This is a genomic window from Afipia sp. P52-10, from assembly GCF_000516555.1.
Lineage (GTDB): Bacteria > Pseudomonadota > Alphaproteobacteria > Rhizobiales > Xanthobacteraceae > P52-10.
Map to the genome: position 1 here is coordinate 302190 of NZ_AZSJ01000007.1, position 16321 is coordinate 318510.

Consider the following 16321-nt stretch of genomic DNA (forward strand, 5'->3'; position numbering starts at 1 on the left):
AACGCAGGCGGCCTTGCCCGCATATCCTACCGTCTGGCCTGCCTGGCGCTGTTGTTGCTGACCATGCTCGGCAGCGCTGCGGCTCAAGCCGCCGACGAGCCGGATCTGATTTTCCGCCGTTCGACGGTGTTCAAATGGCTGTCACCGAACGACAAACTTGCGACCTACGCCCTCGACGATCCCGAGGTCGATGGCGTGGCCTGTCACTTCACCGTGCCGGAGAAGGGCGGCTTCAAGGGATGGCTCGGGCTTGCAGAGGAGGTGTCCGATATCTCCCTGGCCTGCCGCCAGATCGGACCGATTCATTTCAAGCGCAAGTTCGAACAGGGGGAGGACATGTTTCGGCAGCGCCGTTCGCTGTTCTTCAAGAAGATGCAGATCGTGCGCGGCTGCGACGTGAAGCGAAATGTCCTCGTCTACATGGTCTACTCGGACCGGATCATCGACGGCTCGCCGAAGAACTCGACGTCCTCGGTGCCGATCATGCCGTGGGGCAGCAACGACGCAGTACAGAAGTGCGCAGACTATGTAACGAATTGAGGCCGCAGGTTCGGAAGTTGGACCCTGCGCGGTCGAATCGACAAAAGGCCGTGTGTCCGTAAATGGATATCACCTTTTGTTGAAGCGATTCGCGTGAGTTCCCATTTGACTTGAATTGGAACTAGACTGACGCACAACCCATTGGTTGCACTCTCGCTTTCGTGATGCTGCGCTGCTAGGATCGGGGCCGGACTTGCTTTGGGGTGGGGGGTGCTTTTGGCGACGCTTTATCTGGTGCGGCATGCGAAGCCAGCGTCGACGTATGGGGATTCGGTCGATCCAGGATTAGATGAGACGGGACGGACCCAGGCGGTCCAGGCGGCGGCTGAACTGAAGCAGCTCCCGCATCCGCTTCCGGTCTACACCAGCCCGCTGCGCCGTTGTCGGGAGACCGCTCTGCCATTAGCAGAGACGTGGGGCGTGCAGCCGATCGTGTTTCCCGAAATCGGCGAGATCCCGTCGCCGCCGCTTGGTCTGAAGGAGCGGCAGGAATGGCTACGTCAGGCGATGGCATCGGACTGGGCCCACCTGCAATCCAGCGCCCCCACCGGATCGCCGGACTACGGTGCCTGGCGTGAATCGCTGCTTGCGGCGGTGCGGGCAATGGCCGGCGATGCCGTCATCTTCAGTCACTTCATTGCCATCAATGTCGTGATCGGCGCAGCCAAGCAGAGCGAGCAGGTCATCAGCTTCCGTCCCGACCATGCCTCGATCACCGCGATCGAGGTGCGTGACGGCACTATCGCGATCAAGGCCCTCGGCCGGGAAGTGGGAAGCGGCGAAGCCAGCGTCATGCTCGGCCGCTGACGCTATTCGTCGACCTGCTGCCCTGTAAAACAGTAGCTAAATCAATCGCTTTCTTGAAGTCGCAAAGTATTTGACGCGTTGCGGTGAGCATTGGGCGCATTTGAGGTGAGCGACGACAAGTCTCGGCAAGACGAGCGCGTTCGGGTTCGCACCTCAGCCGCGCACGACAGCGCTCACGCGGCTTGAATGCTTCGTGCGTAGCTTGGGGACGAAACAGAAACGTCCCGCCACGAAACCATTTCCCGCATCCCGCGCAGACATGCCGAAACCGTGCGCGCGTATCACGGCGATAACAACACCAAGGTTATCGACAGGGACCGTCATGCGCACCACCACCGTCCTTCTCGCCTTCGCCATGCTGCTCTGGGGCGGCTCGATCGCCGGCAGCACCGACATGCTGCCCCACGCCGGGCTGTTCGTCTTCGATGTCAGCCCGGTCCTGGATGTGCCGGCGCCTGCTAGCCGCTGACGATGCCGAGCCTTTTCGTTGCAGTCCTCGTGATCGCGGGCCTTGTCGGTGGCAGCGCGCAAGCCGCGCCGGTCGCGCCCGCCAGCGAGCGCGACCTGTTCGTGGCGCTCTGTACGCCGCGCATGAGCGCCCGTGTCCTCAAACAGCCCGAGCAGGTTTGCGGTTGTCTGCATGAGGCCGTCGCCCGTGAGACCGATCCTGAACTTCGCCTGGCGATGATCCGGGGCGTTGGCGAAACGGGCGTGCCCAGCATTCGCTACGCCTGGGTGCCGAACAAGCCGCAGGAGCGGGTGGTCGAGGCGCTGGACAGGATTGCCGCGCCGACGCTCGCCTGCATGTTCGGCGCGCGTTGAGCCGCCGCTCGTCTCCGAAATCCTCGCATCGTGAGATTGACCGCGGCCAGCCGATGGCTCAGGGAAACGGGTATTATATCTGTGCCTGCCGCGCGGGCGAGACACCAACAACGAAAAGCGAGGACGCGCCAGTGAAGCTCTACAACGAACCTTATCCCGCGCCCAATCCGCGCAAGGTGCGCATCTTCCTCGCGGAGAAGGGACTTTCGGTCGAGCTGGTGCCGGTGCCGATGCGCGAACGTGCCCACAAGGCGCCGGACTTCCTGAAGAAGAATTCGCTCGGTCAGCTGCCGGTGCTGGAGACCGACGACGGCCGCTTCATTTGCGAGTCGATCGCGATCTGCCGCTACATCGAGGCGTTGCATCCGGCGTCGCCGCTGTTCGGCCGCGCACCGTTCGAGCAGGCGATGATCGAGATGTGGATCAGGCGCGTCGAGTTTCGCCTGTGGGCGCCGATGAGCCAGGTCTGGCGCAACGACGATCCCCGCACCGAGCATGTGGTGACGACGCGATTCGCCGATTTCGGCGCGCACAGCCGCAGCGTCGTTGCCGATGCGATGACATGGATCGATCGGGAGCTGGCGGACGGCCGTCCGTTTCTTGTGGGTGAGGGCTTCTCGATGGCCGACATCGTGCTGCTGTGCGGTGTCGATTTCGCCAAGTTTGTCCGGATGCCGATCCCCGAAGATGCGTCACATCTGCAGGCGTGGCACCAGCGGGTCAGCGCGCGGCCGACCGCGAGGGCCTGACACAGCAATCAGCGCTTGATGCTGTTGCGCGCCACGCACTGACGGCTGCGCACGACGCCGGCGGCGGTCAGGTTGGCGCCCGCGACCTCCTTGACCTGTCCGGCCGGACAGGTGCCGTCGTCCACATAGACGCGCTGGCCGAGCCGCAACTCGTCCGGCTCACGCGTCAGGATCGTCACCGCCAGCAGAGGCAGGACGGCGGCCGCCGTGGACCAACGTAAGGATCGGCCAAGCCGCCAACGCAACAGCCAACGCATCAAAGGTGGGCGTGTGAGGAGGCTGGGTGGATCTCCCGTAGCTATCCCTTGCCGGCGATTTATCGTCAGTCCCGTGCGATACATCTCGCGCGTGTCCTGCCTATTGTCGGTGCCATCGCGATCAGCACGATGCGAATCGCGTCGCCGACAGGCTAGAATCCGCGGGTCCGGCGGGCAATCGGCGACACGGATGCATTTCGGGAATGCTGCCGCTACTTGCCTTCGATCTTCAGCCCGTTCGGTCCGACATTGATCGACAATCCGTCCGGCTGCTTCTTCTCCTGGTAGAGATTGTAGCCAAGCACTGCGATCACGACGATCAGCGCGCCGAGAATGGCGTAAAGAATATTGCGATTGCCCATCAGCCTGCTCCCTGTGCGTTGTCAACGCCTAGCGGGAACAAAGGTTCCTTAAGCGCAAGCCTGTACGCCTGTCCGCTTGCGATGATGATGGTGATCGTCAGCGCGTGATCTTCAGGGCGCAGCCCTCGGTGCGGTCTTCAGTGCGCGATGGTTTTTGAGAACAGGTTGATGACCAACACGCCGGCGATGATCAGCGCGAGACCGACCAGCGCGGGCATGTCGAGTTTCTGCCCGAACCAAATCAGCCCAATCAGGGCGATCAGCACGATGCCGAGGCCCGACCAAATCGCATAAGCAATGCCGACCGGCATCGTCCGCAACGTCAGTGACAGGAAGTAGAACGAGGCCGCATAACAAACAGCGGTCAATGCCAGCGGTCTCAGCTTGGTGAACTGCTCGGACGCCTGCAGGCCTGACGTGCCGATGGTTTCGAACACGATCGCGACCAGTAGATAGAGATAGGTCATGGTTGCTCCGTTCGCTTCGAGGCCGGCGTGGGACATGCTGGACAGCCATGCATAGGGGCCGCGCGCGGATTCGCCAACTCGCGCTATCCTGCGCCGGTGTTAGGATCATTGACGTGACAACGAGCGGCGCACGTGCCGCAGCAGGCGGGAGCGGTCGAGGGATATGGGCAAGGCGGACAGGATTGTGCAGGAGGACGCGAGCGGTTCGGAGGCGGCGACGTGGGCGCGCTGGCGCAGCGTGGCAAATCTTTATCATGCGTTCTTCACCGGCCTCATCCTCACGGTGGTCGTGCGGCGCGGCATTCCTGCGGCCGAGGAGTTCGTGTTCCGGGTGTTTCGCCGCCAGCAGCAGGAGCGCTTCATCGCGAGCCTCGAGAAGCTTGGTTTGAGCGGACTGCCGCCCGCGGTGGCGGCCGCGCAGTATCACTACTTCTCCAACTGGATTGGCGGCGTCTCGGTCGAATACATGTACGAGAGCGATCGCAAGGCTTGGATCCGCTATCCGCCGCCGCGCTGGATCTGGCAGGGCACGGCGATCTGCGGCATCCCGATGGAAGTCTCGCGCGCGATGCTGCGCGGCTGGCACGCCAACAACGGCGTCGCGCTCGGCAACCTGAAGGTGGGCTTCGTCTGCACCAAGCAGACAGTGGACGGGCAGGCGGGTCTGGAAGGCTACTATCACGAGGCCGATCACGAACTCTCGGTGGATGAGCGGCTGGTGTTTGCGCGTCACCTGGAGGCGCCGCCGTTCGATCCGGCGAAGTTGCCTGCGCTGCCGGTCGATGCGTGGCCGAAGCGGCGACTGGAGAAGGCCTATCGCAGCTACGCGCAGGAGTATGTGAAGACTGCGGCGCCGGTGATGGTGCAACTGTTCGGGCCCGAGGATGCGGCGCATCTGTTGCATCGAACCGGCAAGCTGATCGGCATGCAGTTCTTCCACGAGACCGCCGCGGCGTTCCAGGCGGAGACCGTCAAGCCCTATACGGCGGCGGAGTTCGCGTCGTTCCTCGCCACGGTCCTGGAGGCGCAGGACGACAAAGCGACGATCACCGAGCAGGGCGGTGCGCAGGTGGTGAGCCAACAGGGCTGGCGGCTGATGGCGGACGCAACCGAGTACCATCCGGCCTGCGCGGCGGTGCTCGCAGGGCTGTTTTCCGGGCTTGCGGAAGCCTCCAATCCCCATCTCCGGCTCAGCCTTGCGCCGGCGGCGGATATCGGCGCGGCCGCCGCATTTGTGTGGATGATCCACGGACGCTAAGGTTGCAGCGGGCCGCGACCCGGCGGGGACACGCCGGGATGCGAACACAGGTGCCAAGATTCTATGCCAGGGGTGCTGCCGCCGGAACGCCGCTTCGGCTTGTCGGCGGCGTGCGCTCCTGGGGTGGATTTGGGTGGATATCGATGGGCGAGACCGCACCGTATGCACGACGGGCTGTATTACCTGCGCGTTGAGCCGGCCGAAGGCGGCCGAGCCGCCAATGGCGGCATCTTCGTGCTGCGCGAGGGCAAGATTCTCGGCGGCGACGCGTTTTTTTACTACGTCGGCCGCTATAGCGTCGCCGGCGACGGGCGATGGAACGGCGAATTCGCAACGCAGCAGCACACCCGCAGCGAGCTAGCCGTCCCGGTGTTCGGGGCCAACGAGGTGACCGCGTCCTTCACCGGCCGCTATGCCGCGGCGACCGCCGAGATCGAAGCGACCTGCAAGGCCGGCGACGCGGTGCGCGGTTTCCGCATCGCCCTGAGCAGGATTGCTGACGCGTGAGCCATGCGCGTGCGGGGGTGCAGCTCGGGGCGAGCTTGCGCTAGACAATCGGTCACTGCCCGCGCCAAGCCGGCATCGGAATACGCATTGTAGGATGTCAGCACTTCAAACGCGCGGAGAGCGCCCCCACGAGACGGCTGCCGAAATGGACGGTCTGCCGTGGCCGCAGCGACGCTGGGCGATCTTCGCCGTCGGCATCGCTGTCGGGATGAGTTCGCTCGACAATTCGATCGTCAACGTCGCGCTGCCGACCATCGCCGCCGACTTGAAGGTGACGCCGTCGCAGATCGTCTGGGTGGTCAACGCCGTGCAGATCGCGATGGTGGCGACGCTGCTGCCGCTCGCGGCCCTCGGCGAGATCGTCGGCCATCAGCGCGTCTATTACGGTGGCCTGGTGCTGTTCGGCCTCGGTGCGCTCGGCTGCACCTTCGCTCATTCCTACGAGATGCTGCTCGTCTCGCGGCTGATCCAGGGGCTCGGCTCCAGCGGTATGATGAGCATCAACTCGGCGCTGGTGCGTTTCATTTGGCCGAAGCGCGTGCTCGGCCGCGGCGTCGGCGTCAATGCGATGATCGTCTCGACCGGCATCACCATGGGCCCGACGGTGGCCTCGCTGATCCTGTCGTTCGGGCCATGGCCCTTGTTGTTCGCGGTGAACCTGCCGTTCGTCATCTTGGCGATCGTGATCTCGATGCGGGTGCTGCCGCCGACGCCGCGCGCACCGCACAAGTTCGACATTCCGGGAGCGGTGCTGGCGGCCGCGTGCCTCGGCCTGTTCGTGTTCGCGCTCGGCAGCGCCGCGCGGCATCAGGCCGTGCTGATCACCGTGGCCGAGCTGGCGGTGGCGGCGGTCTGCGGCGCGTTGCTGCTGCGCAGGCAGGCGGATCATCCGGCGCCGATGATTCCGATCGACCTGTTCAAGATTCCAATCTTCGCGCTGTCGGTGATGACGGCGATCTGCTCGTTCGCCACGCAAGGGCTGGCGTTCGTCTCACTGCCGTTCCTGCTGATCGATACGCTCGGCCGCTCGCAGGTCGAGACCGGCTTCCTGATCACGCCCTGGCCGGTGACGGTGGCGATCATGGCGCCGATCGCGGGTTACCTATCCGATCATTATCGCGTCGGCGTGCTCGGCGGCATCGGCCTCGCTATTCTCGCTGCTGGAATGGCGCTGCTCGCAACGATGCCCGCGAATGCGAGCGTCTTCGACATCGGCTGGCGGATGGCGCTGTGCGGTTGCGGCTTCGGCTTCTTCCAGTCGCCGAACATGAAGGCACTGCTGCTCAGCGCGCCGCCTGCACGCTCCGGTGGTGCCAGCGGCATGGTCGCCACCGCGCGCCTGACCGGGCAGACCATCGGTGCCGCGCTCGCCGCGTTCTGCTTCAGCATCGGCAACGGCAAGGGGCCGGTGCTGGCGCTGACCATCGGCGTGGTGTTCTCCACGGTCGGCAGCCTGAGCAGCTTCATGCGCCTGCGTTTCAGCAAGAGGGGGCCGGGCGCGATTTAGAGAAGTCCTGCAAAAAAGCAAAGGCCCCGGAGCAGGTCCAGGGCCCAAAAGGCTCGCGTGCGGATCAGGTTTTGGTCAGTCAAATCCGGGCGGAGCGAGTCAGCGCTGGAATCAAGCTTTGGCGCGCAGGGCGGCGGCGCGGGAGGGGCGGCGCTCGACCACCACGGCGCGCTGGGAGCCCGAGGGAATCGCGACAACGCGGCCGGTGCGGGCAGCCTTGCGAGCTTCCTTCTGAATCTGGGCCAGCACGGTCTCGACCGGAATCCCGGTCAGCGAGGCGGCGAATTCAGCCTGCTCCTGCGGTACCTCGGTCACACCGGCAGCAGCGAAAATGGCTTCCTCAAGCGTCGGCGGCTCGACTCGCACGCGCCGCGTTCCTTGCTTGGTCTTCCATTCAACACTCATCGCTTGCCTTTCACAGTGGTTCTGCCCGCATTTAGGATCGCTTTGCTGCCGCACAATGAACAAATTGGCGCAACAACGCTGGTATGCGCGCTTATAGCGCGGGGTTGGCTTCCGGTTCGGTACGACTTTGCGTCTTACCATGCACGATTGGGGCCAGATGCCGCATCATGCGCGAGGTTGAGACGAATGGCACCGAACTTTCCCTCAAGCCTCGCTTGAGATTATTTGCAGCCGATCGTTCGATCGCGGATCACTGTATCCACGATCAACATGATCGAAGTACGGCAGACCGCGAGCGGGACGATGAAGAACGGGCTCTACACGATTCACATCGAGATGCTAGACGGTGTTTCCGGACGGAATGGCGGCGTCATGGTTTTGCATGAGGGCACAATCCGCGGTGGCGACAATTACTTTTACTACGTGGGCTCGTACAGCTTCGCCGACGGCAAATGGAAGGGCGAGCTGATCAACAACGAACACACGCCGAGCGGCGGCCAGCGTCCGCTGTTCGGCGGCCGCGAGGTCGGCATCGGCTTTTCCGGTACCTACGATGATGACGGCGCCGAGGTGCTTGCGACCGCTCTTGCCGGCAAGCGCAGCATTCGCTTTCGCGCGGTGCTGAAGAAGCTGGTCGAGAGCTGACGCGCGCCGCTCCGTCCGAGTCAAGGCTGGCAGGAACTTTCCTCCGCATGGGACGTTGCCGGTCGTGCTGGAGGCAGCATGCAGACATTCGTCGCTCTTACGGAAGGCTTCCGGTTGTGGCCGCACATGGTGGCGCTGGCGATCGCCTATGTGCTGGCGCTGCCGATCGGCTGGAATCGGGAGAAGGCGGAGCGCAGCGCGGGCCTGCGCACCTTTCCGCTGGTGGCGATCGCGACCTGTGGCGTAGTCCAGGCCACCGAGACCATCCTCGACAATCACCCCGAAGGGACCGCGCGGATCATCGAAGGATTGATGACGGGTATGGGCTTCATCGGTGGTGGAGCGATCTTGAAGACGGACAACGCGGTGCATGGCACGGCGACGGCGGCGAGCCTGTGGGCGACCGGTGCGACCGGCGCGGCGGTGGGGCTTGGCGCTTACGATGTCGCGGTAACGATCTCGCTGATGACGTTCCTCACGCTGTGGCTGCTGGTGCCGTTCAAGCGCGAAGGTGGGGGAGGAGGCGGAGGTGCCGGCGAGGGTGGAATGTCTGCGGATTAGAGCAAGCGGCCGACACCGCAAATTGAGCGACCGGTTGTACACGAACAGTGCTTCGACTGATGATCCCGGCGATCACCGCGAGCCCCGAAGGAGTTGAGATGATATCGCGTGCCGCTGCGGTTTCGGCGGTTCTCAGCGCCGCCATCTCTCTGGCGTCGGCACCAGCGCGCGCGGAGATCGACTATCCCTGGTGCGCGATCACCTCGATCGGACAGTCCGGCATGCCAGCCTGCCTGTATGCGACCAAGGCGCAATGCGACGCCTTCATTGCGGGGCAGGCCGGATTCTGCCAACCCAATGCGCGTTACGTTGCTCCGCCGCCGCGCACGGTCACCCGGCGCGACGCCGGTAGCGCCATTTGCCGCGAGACCGGTTTGGCATCAGCCTGTCATTGGCGTCATGACGTCAGTTGTCTTTGTTCGGCCGCGCGCTAGGCTCGTGCCGTCGATCACGATCAATGATGTTCAGTGCATGCCGAGAAGATCTTTCAGTCAGCCTGTGCGCGTTGCCGGGCAATGCCTGTGCGGCGCTGTCCGCTTCGAGATCGATGCGCCAGCACGGTGGGCCTGGCACGACCACACCCGCGCCAGCCGGGTCGCGCATGGTGCGGCGTATGCGACCTATGTGGGAAGCTGGCGCAAGCGCTTTCATCTGATCGCCGGCGAGGGCGAGATCGCGCGCTACGAGGACGAAGCCGCCCGCACCGTGCGCAGCTTCTGCGCGCGCTGCGGCACGCCGCTGTTCTACGAGCAGGCGCGTTCGCCGAACATGATCAACATCCCGCGTGCGTTGTTCGCCAGCCGCACCGGGCGGCAGCCGCTCTACCATATCGGCATCGAACAGCAGCAGGAGTGGACTTATCGCGGCGAACCGCTGGTGCCGCTGAAGGGATATCCCGGCGTCGTATGGGAGCGGCCGCGCAAGAAGAAGCCGCGCGACTTTCCGCTCGACTGACGCGCCGCGCCTGGAGCGTTCAGCTCTTGGAAAGAACCTGTTCGAGCTGATCCAGCCGGCGGATGCGGATGACGCTGCCTTCGATGGCGATGATGCGCTTGGCTTGAAACCGCTTGAGCATCATCGTCACCCATTGGCGCGTCGAGCCGACCATCGCAGCGATCTGATCGTGCGTGACCTTGTGGTTGATGACGATGGTGTCGCCATCCGCCGTTCCGTACAGCTCCGACAGATTCAGGAGATACTGCGCGAGGCGCTCGATCACGGATCGCGTCCCCAGCATCTGCGCCATCGATGAATAGCATTTTCCCTTCGCCACCAGTCCATCGATCAGGGCGAGGGCGAAGTTCGGAACGCGTTCCAGCAGCCGCTGTAGCGCTTCGCCGGGCAGCATGGTGATCCGGCAATCGTCGATGGCGATGCCGGACCACATGTGGATGCCACCGCCGGAGATTTCCGGTCCGCCGATGAAGTGGCCGGGCGTCCAGTAGGCGAGGGTGATCTCGCGGCCTGACGGCGCGGTGTAGTAGACGCGCACGCTGCCTCGCTCGATGATGAAGATGCCGTCGTGACGATCGCCCTGACGGAACACCATCTCGCCTTGCGGCACCGGTACTGGACGGCCTGCCTCGCGAACCTGATCGCGTTCGGCTGCGCTGAGACGATCGAGGAAATGCGCGCCGACGTTCAGGTGTTCGATCGTTTCGCTCATGAACAATGCCGATCGTTCATTCGCTGCATGCGTGGGAAGAGGTGGCAGCGCGCGAATGTTTGCGGTGGTGCGTCTTGCCTGCTCGCGCGTCGCAGGTTCGCTCCAGTCCGGCCGACGTAGGGTCTCGTTGACCCGGACGTAAGGGTCTTGCCGATGGTGAGTGATCGTCTTGAGGGACATGCGTTCAGCTCGCTGCAAGATGAAAATTTTGCTGCTGCTCGTGGCCCGACGTGTTCACCTCGCGACACGTCTCGGAACGAGCTTTGGATTCGAAAAGACACCAGCGATCGTTGGATTCGGTGCACTTCGGATCAGACACTCCCTGTCGGACCGCCGGGAAGTCAATGAAGGGAGTTTCCATTCCACACACTAGAGGTGCTTGCGACGAGAAGTCCACTTCTGCGAACGTATGTGCAGCAACTTAGGAAACGCTCCGCGTCAAATGAAGCGCGATGGCATATTCGATCTGCCGGACGTGGCAGTTCGGCAAGATCATTCGTGCGCGCTTTCGCCGCTTGCCGCGAAGATTCGCAAATCAGTGCTGTCGGCGCGTCTCGGGGCGAACGCCTCGCAAGTAATTGCTTCAGCGGATGCAGTCGCTCCTGCAGCATTGGCGTGAACATGATCCATGTCGTCTTGCGCGCAAAGACTTTGCACCTGGGGTGACGTGGCGGATACGAGAGGCAGCCGATGGTTCGTTTTGGATTGGGAAGTTTCGTTGCGGCGATTCTGATGGCGGCGACCGCGCAGGCAGAGACCATCCGCGTCGCGGTGGGAACGCAGGACACCACCATCAATTGCGCCACCGGCGGGTTGCTGATCCGCGAGCTCAAGCTCCTGGAGAAGTATCTGCCGCGCGACGGCAAGTACAAGGATGTCACCTACGACATTCAATGGAAGAACTTCACGAGCGGCGCGCCGCTGACCAATGAGATGGTCGCGGGCAAGCTCGATTTCGGCGCGATGGCGGATTTCCCTGGTTCGCTGAACGGCGTCGCGTTTCAGAAATCCGGCCGGCGCAGCCTGTTCATCACCACGCTGTCCGGCAGCACCAAAGGAAGCGGCAACGGCATCGTCGTGCCGGTAAATTCGCCCGTGCAGTCGATCGCCGAACTCAAGGGCAAGACCATTTCGGTCCCGTTCGCTTCGACCTCGCATGGCATGCTGCTGCGCGCGATCAAGGCGCAGGGTTGGAATCCGGAGAGCGACGTCAACATCATCACCCAGGCGCCGGAAGTCGCAGGACCCGCTTTGCAGGCGGGCAAGATTGACGCGCATGCGGACTTCGTGCCGTTCGCGGAACTGTTTCCGTGGCGCGGCTTCGCGCGTAAGGTCTTCGACGGCTCGCAGGCCGATGCGCCGACCTTTCATGGCGCGCTGGTGGATAGCGCGTATGCCGCGAAGTATCCGGAGATCGTCGTCGCCTATTTGCAGGCAGCCCTCGAAGCCGACCGGCTGATCGCCGCCGAGCCGGAGAAGTACAGCGAGCTGATCGCCCAGGTGACCGGAATCGAGGCGGAGGTGAACTATCTGTTCCACGGACCGCTCGGTCTGCAGACCCGCGACCTGACCTGGAAGCCCGAATACCGGCAGGCGGTGCAGACCTCGATCGAAACGCTGAAGCTGCTGAAGCGCGCTGACGGCGATCTCGATATCAACGCGTTCGTCACCGACACTTACATTCGCGCCGCGTTCGCGAAGACCGGCCGCGACTATGACGCCGAGCTGAAGGATTATGCGCAGCGTCCGCTGCAGGCCAAGGATGCCGACACTGGCGCTGCGATCACGGACGTCAAGCGGGTCGCCCAGATCTGGGTCAGGGGCGAGCCGCTGGTGCGTCACTATTCGTCCGCGGAGGGCGCGCTGAAGGCGCTGACCGGGCTCGAGAAGGATGGCAAGGACATCCGCGTCGTCTATGCCCAGGACCAGGGCAGCGGCATCAAGCTGTTCGCGCAGCAGGCGTGGTTTGTTCGCGCGTCGGGCGGCGAACTGAGCGCTTTCCTCACTCGCGAAGCCGCCGACGCGTGGGCGAAGGCGCAGGGCGGGCAAGTGCTCGATTACGCCGCGGCGCGCGCCTCGATCGTGGCGAGCCGCTGAGCGATGGCCGTTCCGGACGCAGAGCGGTCGCCGGCGGTGCGGCTGACGATCCGGCTGGCGTCGATTGCGGCATGCATCGCGCTTTGGCAACTCGCCTCGTCGGCGCGGGTGAACCTCGGGTTGGTCACGTTCCGCAACGTGCCGCCTCCGACCGAGGTGCTGCAATCGGCTTGGACGCTGCTGCAGTCGCCGAAGTTGATCGCGCATCTCGGCAGCAGTCTCGGACGGGTGTTCGCCGGCTACGGGGCTGCGGCCATCGCAGGGGTAGTGTTGGGGTTTGCGATCGGCCGGTCTCGCGCCGCCAGTGACATCCTGCTGCCGCCGTTGGAATTGCTGCGGCCGATCCCTGCAGTTGCCTGGATTCCGCTGTCGATCCTGATGTTCCCGTCGTCGGAGCTGTCGATGATCTTCATCACCTTCATCGGCGCGCTGTTTCCGATCATTCTCAACACAGTTCACGGCGTCGCAAACGTAGACCGACGGCTGCTGGCGTCGGCGCGCAGCCTTGGCGGAACCCGCATCGCGATCCTGCGTGAGATCGTGTTGCCGGGCGCCGCGCCGAACGTCGTCACCGGACTGGCGATCGGTATGGGCACGTCCTGGTTCTGCCTCGTTACCGCAGAGATGATCTCCGGCCAGTTCGGCATTGGCTACTACACCTGGGAGGCATACACGCTGCAGAACTACGCGGATATCATCGTCGGCATGCTGGTGATTGGCTTGTTCGGCATGGGCAGCAGTGGGATGCTGACGACGCTTGGCCGTGTTCTGATGCCGTGGCGGGAGGGGGCTATCCGATGAACCTCCATCATTTGCCGCGACGTGACACAACCTCCGCGCTCGGGCGGATCGAGATCGATCATGTCGCGATCACGCTGGGGCGGGGCGCGCAAGCCTTCACCGCCGTTCAGGATCTGCATTTCAACGCCGTGCCCGGCGAATTGATCTGCATCCTTGGCCCCTCCGGCTGCGGCAAGTCCACGCTGCTCGGTGCGCTGGCGGGGCATCTGCCGGTGAGCGGCGGCCGTCTCGCGGTGGATGGCGAAGCGGTCGCTGACCCCAGCCCCGAGCGCGGCATCGTCTTCCAGCAGCACACGCTGTTCCCGTGGAAGACCGTGCGCGACAACGTCGCGTTCGGCCCGAAGATGCGCGGCATCCGCAAGGCAGAGCGGCGGCGGCGGGCCGATGCGCTGCTGAAGCTTGTGGGGCTCGAAGGCTTCGAGGAGTTCTACCCGTCGCGTTTGTCCGGCGGCATGCAGCAACGCGTGGAGATCGCGCGGGTGCTGGTGAACCAGCCACGGGTGTTGCTGATGGATGAGCCGTTCGGTGCTCTCGATGCCATCACGCGCGCGATGATGCACGAGGTGCTGCTGGATATCTGGACGCAGATTCCGACGACGACGCTGTTCGTGACCCACGACATCGACGAAGCGTTATTCCTGGCCGACCGAGTGATCGTGATGAGCGCGCGGCCCGGTCGGGTGCTGGAGGACATCGTGGTGCCGTTCGTGCGCCCGCGTGTCGCCGACCTCGTCCTCGATCCCGCCTTTGTTCGGTTGAAGCGGCACTGCCTCGCGCTGCTGAAAGCATCGGATCATGCGCCGTTTCATGTCCGGCTGAGCCCACTCGGCGTTTCTGGCTGACCGCTCGCGAAGCACTGGCGCAGGGAGGGACGATCGATTCTGAACAAATACTCATATCCGATTAAGCTGGCGTTCATGCACGCGCCGCTAAACCGCACGGCCTTTTGTCAGGGAAGCTGCGATGTATGACATCGTCGAAACGGTGTTGCGGACTTACGGCGCGACTGACGATCAGTCGCGGCGCCGGATTCGCCGTTACATCGAGACGTTGAACTCCGCGGGTCAGCGCAACCCCGAGCGCCTGGCCGAATATGGCCTCGCATATTTGCGCGAACTGCACGAGGGCAGGGACCGACGTTACAGCGGCTGCTGAATGGTGGTTTGCCCTTACGCGGCATGTCCTGCACGGGGTGCCACATGCAGAGGATGATCGTGTCTCTTGTCTGCCTTCGCTCGCTCTGATGTCTGCGATCGCTTTGATCCGGATGATAGACCGAAACAAGCCGCAGGTGTGATCAATAGTCGCGGTGTTCGAGTCGAGCGGCGAGCGCGTCGGGGAGGCCTGTTGTCGGCTTCGCGCCGGGCCTGCGATAGGTGCCCGCGGTCGCCTTGTGCAGGCGCAGCGCGAGCAGCGCTTCAGCCTGTTTGACGGCGGCGACCACCTGATCGATGACCGGGACGGGAATGCGGCCGGCGACCCGTTCGGCAAGACCAGACAGCGGTGCACCTGCGAAGATGAGCACGTCGGCGTCCCGCTCGGCGATTGTCTGCTTGGCGAGTTCGACCAGCAGGTCCTCCTTCTCGGTGCCGACCTCCGAGACGGCGCGGAATGGATCGTCGAGCATGCGGATACCGGCGCAGCGGTCCCACAGCCCATGCGCGCGCACGCACTCTTCGTACCAGGGCCCTAATGCTTGAGCGAAAGTGACGATCGCAAATCGGCGGCCGGCCATGCACGCCGTCAGCATCGCTGCTTCCGCCATGCCGACCACCGGAATGTCGAACAGCTCGCGGGCAGCGAACAGGCCGGGATCGCCGAACGCGGCAATGATTGCGGCATCGACCTGGCGATGGTGCTCGGCCAGCAGTTCGAGTGCGACTGCGCCGCCGATCTGCGCTTCGGTGCGGGTGGCGATATAGGGCACGCCGCGCGCGGCGGTGCAGGGCACGAGCTCGGTGCCGGCGGCAGCCGCGCGTTGTCCGACGCCGAGCATCAATTGCGTGATGTCCGCGCTGGTGTTCGGGTTGAGCAGAAGAATTTTCATGGTCAGGCGGCCGGCTCGCTGAGCTTGGATCGGGGGAGGACTTCCAGCAGCGCGGTGCCGGTCCGTTGAACGTGGGTGCCGAGTAGGCGCCCGGCGGTTTCGCTGTCGCCCGCCTTGAGCGCTGCGAGAATGTCGGCGTGTTCGTCGACCGAATTGCTCCAGCGGCGGTCGGCCCCGAGCGCGAGATAGCGCGCGCGCTCGGCCCGCGCGATCAGCGTCTCGTGCGCTTCGCGAAGCGGCGTGTTGCGGGCCATGCGAACGATCAGGCTATGGATTTCACCGTTGATGCTGAAGTAGTCGTCGAGCTTGCCGTCCCGGTGATAGCCTTCCATCCGCGCTTGCAGCTTTTGCAGACGCTGCAGGTCGCGCTCGGTCGCGCGCTTGGCGGCGAGTTCGGCTGCGAGCCGCTCGATGCCCGACAAGGCCTCGAACAGTTCGGAGATGCCTTCGATCTCCATGTCGGCGATGCGGGGGCTCCGGTTCGGCCGCAATTCCACCAGGCCTTCGGCCGCAAGCAGTTTCATGGCCTCGCGCAACGGGGTCCGCGAGACGCCGAGCGTCTCCGACAGCTTGGTCTCTTGGGTCGGCGAGCCGGGGGGCAACTCGCCACGGATGATCATGGTGCGCATGCGCGCTGCCGCGCGCTCATGCAGTCCAATCCGTTTGAGTTTTGGCGACCTCCGTCCCCGGGCGAGATCTGATTTCTTCTGCACACCTGCCTCACTGCTTGCGCTCGATCATAGGGCTAATCGCCGCACATTGATTGCCTAAATAACAGACGTATATGGCTGAAAACAATGGCATATCGCAGAAATTGTATGCA

23 protein-coding genes are annotated in these 16321 nt (G+C 63.9%); 16 read left to right on the forward strand and 7 right to left on the reverse strand.

Going from position 1 to position 16321, the window contains the following annotated elements; all coding sequences use genetic code 11:
* The first annotated feature begins 63 nt into the window (after positions 1 to 63).
* From X566_RS18630 to X566_RS18645, 5 genes are all read left to right on the forward strand, one after another.
* Positions 64 to 540: a CreA family protein gene (locus X566_RS18630; protein ID WP_409337845.1), complete on the forward strand. Its 477-nt coding sequence runs from the start codon at positions 64 to 66 to the stop codon at positions 538 to 540.
* A gap of 210 nt (positions 541 to 750) precedes the next feature.
* Positions 751 to 1347 carry a histidine phosphatase family protein gene (locus X566_RS18635; protein ID WP_206538714.1) on the forward strand — a complete coding sequence of 199 codons (597 nt, stop codon included), beginning with the start codon at positions 751 to 753 and terminating at the stop codon, positions 1345 to 1347.
* 322 nt (positions 1348 to 1669) lie between these two features.
* Complete coding sequence (locus X566_RS25075) at positions 1670 to 1816, forward strand: hypothetical protein (RefSeq protein ID WP_160170496.1); 147 nt, start codon at positions 1670 to 1672, stop codon at positions 1814 to 1816.
* Between the two features lie 2 nt (positions 1817 to 1818).
* Positions 1819 to 2169, forward strand: coding sequence for a hypothetical protein (locus tag X566_RS18640; RefSeq protein ID WP_034470412.1), 351 nt, complete (start codon positions 1819 to 1821; stop codon positions 2167 to 2169).
* Between the two features lie 131 nt (positions 2170 to 2300).
* A complete protein-coding gene (locus tag X566_RS18645; RefSeq protein ID WP_034470414.1) occupies positions 2301 to 2918 on the forward strand; it encodes a glutathione S-transferase family protein in 618 nt (205 codons plus the stop codon).
* An 8-nt stretch (positions 2919 to 2926) separates the two neighbouring features.
* On the opposite strand, the gene X566_RS18650 is transcribed toward X566_RS18645, so the two are convergent.
* The 3 genes from X566_RS18650 to X566_RS18655 all read right to left on the reverse strand — a co-directional run bounded on the left by X566_RS18650 (position 2927) and on the right by X566_RS18655 (position 4004).
* The gene (locus X566_RS18650) at positions 2927 to 3175 is read right to left on the reverse strand and encodes a DUF6719 family protein (protein ID WP_034470417.1); all 249 of its coding nucleotides are present in this window, start codon (positions 3173 to 3175) and stop codon (positions 2927 to 2929) included.
* A 212-nt stretch (positions 3176 to 3387) separates the two neighbouring features.
* Positions 3388 to 3537 carry a hypothetical protein gene (locus tag X566_RS25170; RefSeq protein ID WP_173402599.1) on the reverse strand — a complete coding sequence of 50 codons (150 nt, stop codon included), beginning with the start codon at positions 3535 to 3537 and terminating at the stop codon, positions 3388 to 3390.
* Positions 3538 to 3674: 137 nt separating this feature from the next.
* On the reverse strand, positions 3675 to 4004 hold the full coding sequence (locus tag X566_RS18655) for a multidrug efflux SMR transporter (RefSeq protein WP_034472386.1): 330 nt from the start codon (positions 4002 to 4004) through the stop codon (positions 3675 to 3677).
* A 163-nt stretch (positions 4005 to 4167) separates the two neighbouring features.
* On the opposite strand from X566_RS18655, the gene X566_RS18660 reads away from it, so the two are divergent.
* The 3 genes from X566_RS18660 to X566_RS18670 all read left to right on the forward strand — a co-directional run bounded on the left by X566_RS18660 (position 4168) and on the right by X566_RS18670 (position 7276).
* Positions 4168 to 5262 carry a hypothetical protein gene (locus tag X566_RS18660; RefSeq protein WP_051444340.1) on the forward strand — a complete coding sequence of 365 codons (1095 nt, stop codon included), beginning with the start codon at positions 4168 to 4170 and terminating at the stop codon, positions 5260 to 5262.
* A 162-nt stretch (positions 5263 to 5424) separates the two neighbouring features.
* Complete coding sequence (locus X566_RS18665; protein WP_034470418.1) at positions 5425 to 5769, forward strand: GrlR family regulatory protein; 345 nt, start codon at positions 5425 to 5427, stop codon at positions 5767 to 5769.
* 94 nt (positions 5770 to 5863) lie between these two features.
* A complete protein-coding gene (locus X566_RS18670; RefSeq protein ID WP_034470420.1) occupies positions 5864 to 7276 on the forward strand; it encodes an MFS transporter in 1413 nt (470 codons plus the stop codon).
* A 111-nt stretch (positions 7277 to 7387) separates the two neighbouring features.
* Here X566_RS18670 and X566_RS18675 read toward each other — a convergent pair whose 3' ends face one another.
* Positions 7388 to 7681 carry a hypothetical protein gene (locus tag X566_RS18675; protein ID WP_034470422.1) on the reverse strand — a complete coding sequence of 98 codons (294 nt, stop codon included), beginning with the start codon at positions 7679 to 7681 and terminating at the stop codon, positions 7388 to 7390.
* Positions 7682 to 7984: 303 nt separating this feature from the next.
* Here X566_RS18675 and X566_RS18680 point away from each other — a divergent pair, with 303 nt between their 5' ends.
* The 4 genes from X566_RS18680 (at position 7985) to X566_RS18695 (ending at position 9841) form a co-directional block, all read left to right on the forward strand.
* Positions 7985 to 8326 carry a GrlR family regulatory protein gene (locus X566_RS18680; RefSeq protein WP_081740460.1) on the forward strand — a complete coding sequence of 114 codons (342 nt, stop codon included), beginning with the start codon at positions 7985 to 7987 and terminating at the stop codon, positions 8324 to 8326.
* Between the two features lie 78 nt (positions 8327 to 8404).
* Positions 8405 to 8887, forward strand: a complete 483-nt coding sequence (locus X566_RS18685; protein ID WP_051444341.1) for an MgtC/SapB family protein — start codon at positions 8405 to 8407, stop codon at positions 8885 to 8887.
* Between the two features lie 98 nt (positions 8888 to 8985).
* Positions 8986 to 9321 carry a DUF3551 domain-containing protein gene (locus X566_RS18690; RefSeq protein ID WP_160170497.1) on the forward strand — a complete coding sequence of 112 codons (336 nt, stop codon included), beginning with the start codon at positions 8986 to 8988 and terminating at the stop codon, positions 9319 to 9321.
* 37 nt (positions 9322 to 9358) lie between these two features.
* Positions 9359 to 9841 carry a GFA family protein gene (locus X566_RS18695; RefSeq protein WP_034470427.1) on the forward strand — a complete coding sequence of 161 codons (483 nt, stop codon included), beginning with the start codon at positions 9359 to 9361 and terminating at the stop codon, positions 9839 to 9841.
* Positions 9842 to 9860: 19 nt separating this feature from the next.
* Here X566_RS18695 and X566_RS18700 read toward each other — a convergent pair whose 3' ends face one another.
* Positions 9861 to 10553 carry a Crp/Fnr family transcriptional regulator gene (locus X566_RS18700; protein WP_244434870.1) on the reverse strand — a complete coding sequence of 231 codons (693 nt, stop codon included), beginning with the start codon at positions 10551 to 10553 and terminating at the stop codon, positions 9861 to 9863.
* A 690-nt stretch (positions 10554 to 11243) separates the two neighbouring features.
* On the opposite strand from X566_RS18700, the gene X566_RS18705 reads away from it, so the two are divergent.
* From X566_RS18705 to X566_RS18720, 4 genes are all read left to right on the forward strand, one after another.
* Positions 11244 to 12650: an ABC transporter substrate-binding protein gene (locus X566_RS18705; RefSeq protein WP_034470430.1), complete on the forward strand. Its 1407-nt coding sequence runs from the start codon at positions 11244 to 11246 to the stop codon at positions 12648 to 12650.
* Positions 12651 to 12653: 3 nt separating this feature from the next.
* Complete coding sequence (locus X566_RS18710; RefSeq protein ID WP_034470434.1) at positions 12654 to 13451, forward strand: ABC transporter permease; 798 nt, start codon at positions 12654 to 12656, stop codon at positions 13449 to 13451.
* Positions 13448 to 14293 (forward strand): ABC transporter ATP-binding protein, encoded by an 846-nt coding sequence (locus tag X566_RS18715; RefSeq protein ID WP_051444342.1) that lies wholly within the window; start codon positions 13448 to 13450, stop codon positions 14291 to 14293. Before X566_RS18710 ends, X566_RS18715 begins: the two co-directional genes overlap by 4 nt.
* A 121-nt stretch (positions 14294 to 14414) precedes the next feature.
* Positions 14415 to 14606, forward strand: coding sequence for a hypothetical protein (locus tag X566_RS18720; RefSeq protein WP_034470437.1), 192 nt, complete (start codon positions 14415 to 14417; stop codon positions 14604 to 14606).
* A gap of 142 nt (positions 14607 to 14748) precedes the next feature.
* Here the strand turns inward: X566_RS18720 and X566_RS18725 are convergent, their stop codons facing one another.
* Positions 14749 to 15498 (reverse strand): aspartate/glutamate racemase family protein, encoded by a 750-nt coding sequence (locus tag X566_RS18725; protein WP_034470440.1) that lies wholly within the window; start codon positions 15496 to 15498, stop codon positions 14749 to 14751.
* A 2-nt stretch (positions 15499 to 15500) separates the two neighbouring features.
* On the reverse strand, positions 15501 to 16211 hold the full coding sequence (locus X566_RS18730) for a GntR family transcriptional regulator (RefSeq protein WP_034470442.1): 711 nt from the start codon (positions 16209 to 16211) through the stop codon (positions 15501 to 15503).
* Between the last annotated feature and the right edge of the window lie 110 nt (positions 16212 to 16321).

What these genes read in the sequence shown, in the direction of transcription:
- X566_RS18630 (WP_409337845.1), top strand. Translation starts at nt 64, where the DNA reads ATGCTCGGCAGCGCTGCGGCTCAAGCCGCCGACGAGCCGGATCTGATT.
- X566_RS25075 (WP_160170496.1), top strand. Translation starts at nt 1,670, where the DNA reads ATGCGCACCACCACCGTCCTTCTCGCCTTCGCCATGCTGCTCTGGGGC.
- X566_RS18640 (WP_034470412.1), top strand. Translation starts at nt 1,819, where the DNA reads ATGCCGAGCCTTTTCGTTGCAGTCCTCGTGATCGCGGGCCTTGTCGGT.
- X566_RS18650 (WP_034470417.1), bottom strand. Translation starts at nt 3,175, where the DNA reads ATGCGTTGGCTGTTGCGTTGGCGGCTTGGCCGATCCTTACGTTGGTCC.
- X566_RS25170 (WP_173402599.1), bottom strand. Translation starts at nt 3,537, where the DNA reads ATGGGCAATCGCAATATTCTTTACGCCATTCTCGGCGCGCTGATCGTC.
- X566_RS18655 (WP_034472386.1), bottom strand. Translation starts at nt 4,004, where the DNA reads ATGACCTATCTCTATCTACTGGTCGCGATCGTGTTCGAAACCATCGGC.
- X566_RS18660 (WP_051444340.1), top strand. Translation starts at nt 4,168, where the DNA reads ATGGGCAAGGCGGACAGGATTGTGCAGGAGGACGCGAGCGGTTCGGAG.
- X566_RS18665 (WP_034470418.1), top strand. Translation starts at nt 5,425, where the DNA reads ATGCACGACGGGCTGTATTACCTGCGCGTTGAGCCGGCCGAAGGCGGC.
- X566_RS18670 (WP_034470420.1), top strand. Translation starts at nt 5,864, where the DNA reads ATGTCAGCACTTCAAACGCGCGGAGAGCGCCCCCACGAGACGGCTGCC.
- X566_RS18675 (WP_034470422.1), bottom strand. Translation starts at nt 7,681, where the DNA reads ATGAGTGTTGAATGGAAGACCAAGCAAGGAACGCGGCGCGTGCGAGTC.
- X566_RS18680 (WP_081740460.1), top strand. Translation starts at nt 7,985, where the DNA reads ATGAAGAACGGGCTCTACACGATTCACATCGAGATGCTAGACGGTGTT.
- X566_RS18685 (WP_051444341.1), top strand. Translation starts at nt 8,405, where the DNA reads ATGCAGACATTCGTCGCTCTTACGGAAGGCTTCCGGTTGTGGCCGCAC.
- X566_RS18690 (WP_160170497.1), top strand. Translation starts at nt 8,986, where the DNA reads ATGATATCGCGTGCCGCTGCGGTTTCGGCGGTTCTCAGCGCCGCCATC.
- X566_RS18695 (WP_034470427.1), top strand. Translation starts at nt 9,359, where the DNA reads ATGCCGAGAAGATCTTTCAGTCAGCCTGTGCGCGTTGCCGGGCAATGC.
- X566_RS18700 (WP_244434870.1), bottom strand. Translation starts at nt 10,553, where the DNA reads ATGAGCGAAACGATCGAACACCTGAACGTCGGCGCGCATTTCCTCGAT.
- X566_RS18705 (WP_034470430.1), top strand. Translation starts at nt 11,244, where the DNA reads ATGGTTCGTTTTGGATTGGGAAGTTTCGTTGCGGCGATTCTGATGGCG.
- X566_RS18710 (WP_034470434.1), top strand. Translation starts at nt 12,654, where the DNA reads ATGGCCGTTCCGGACGCAGAGCGGTCGCCGGCGGTGCGGCTGACGATC.
- X566_RS18715 (WP_051444342.1), top strand. Translation starts at nt 13,448, where the DNA reads ATGAACCTCCATCATTTGCCGCGACGTGACACAACCTCCGCGCTCGGG.
- X566_RS18720 (WP_034470437.1), top strand. Translation starts at nt 14,415, where the DNA reads ATGTATGACATCGTCGAAACGGTGTTGCGGACTTACGGCGCGACTGAC.
- X566_RS18725 (WP_034470440.1), bottom strand. Translation starts at nt 15,498, where the DNA reads ATGAAAATTCTTCTGCTCAACCCGAACACCAGCGCGGACATCACGCAA.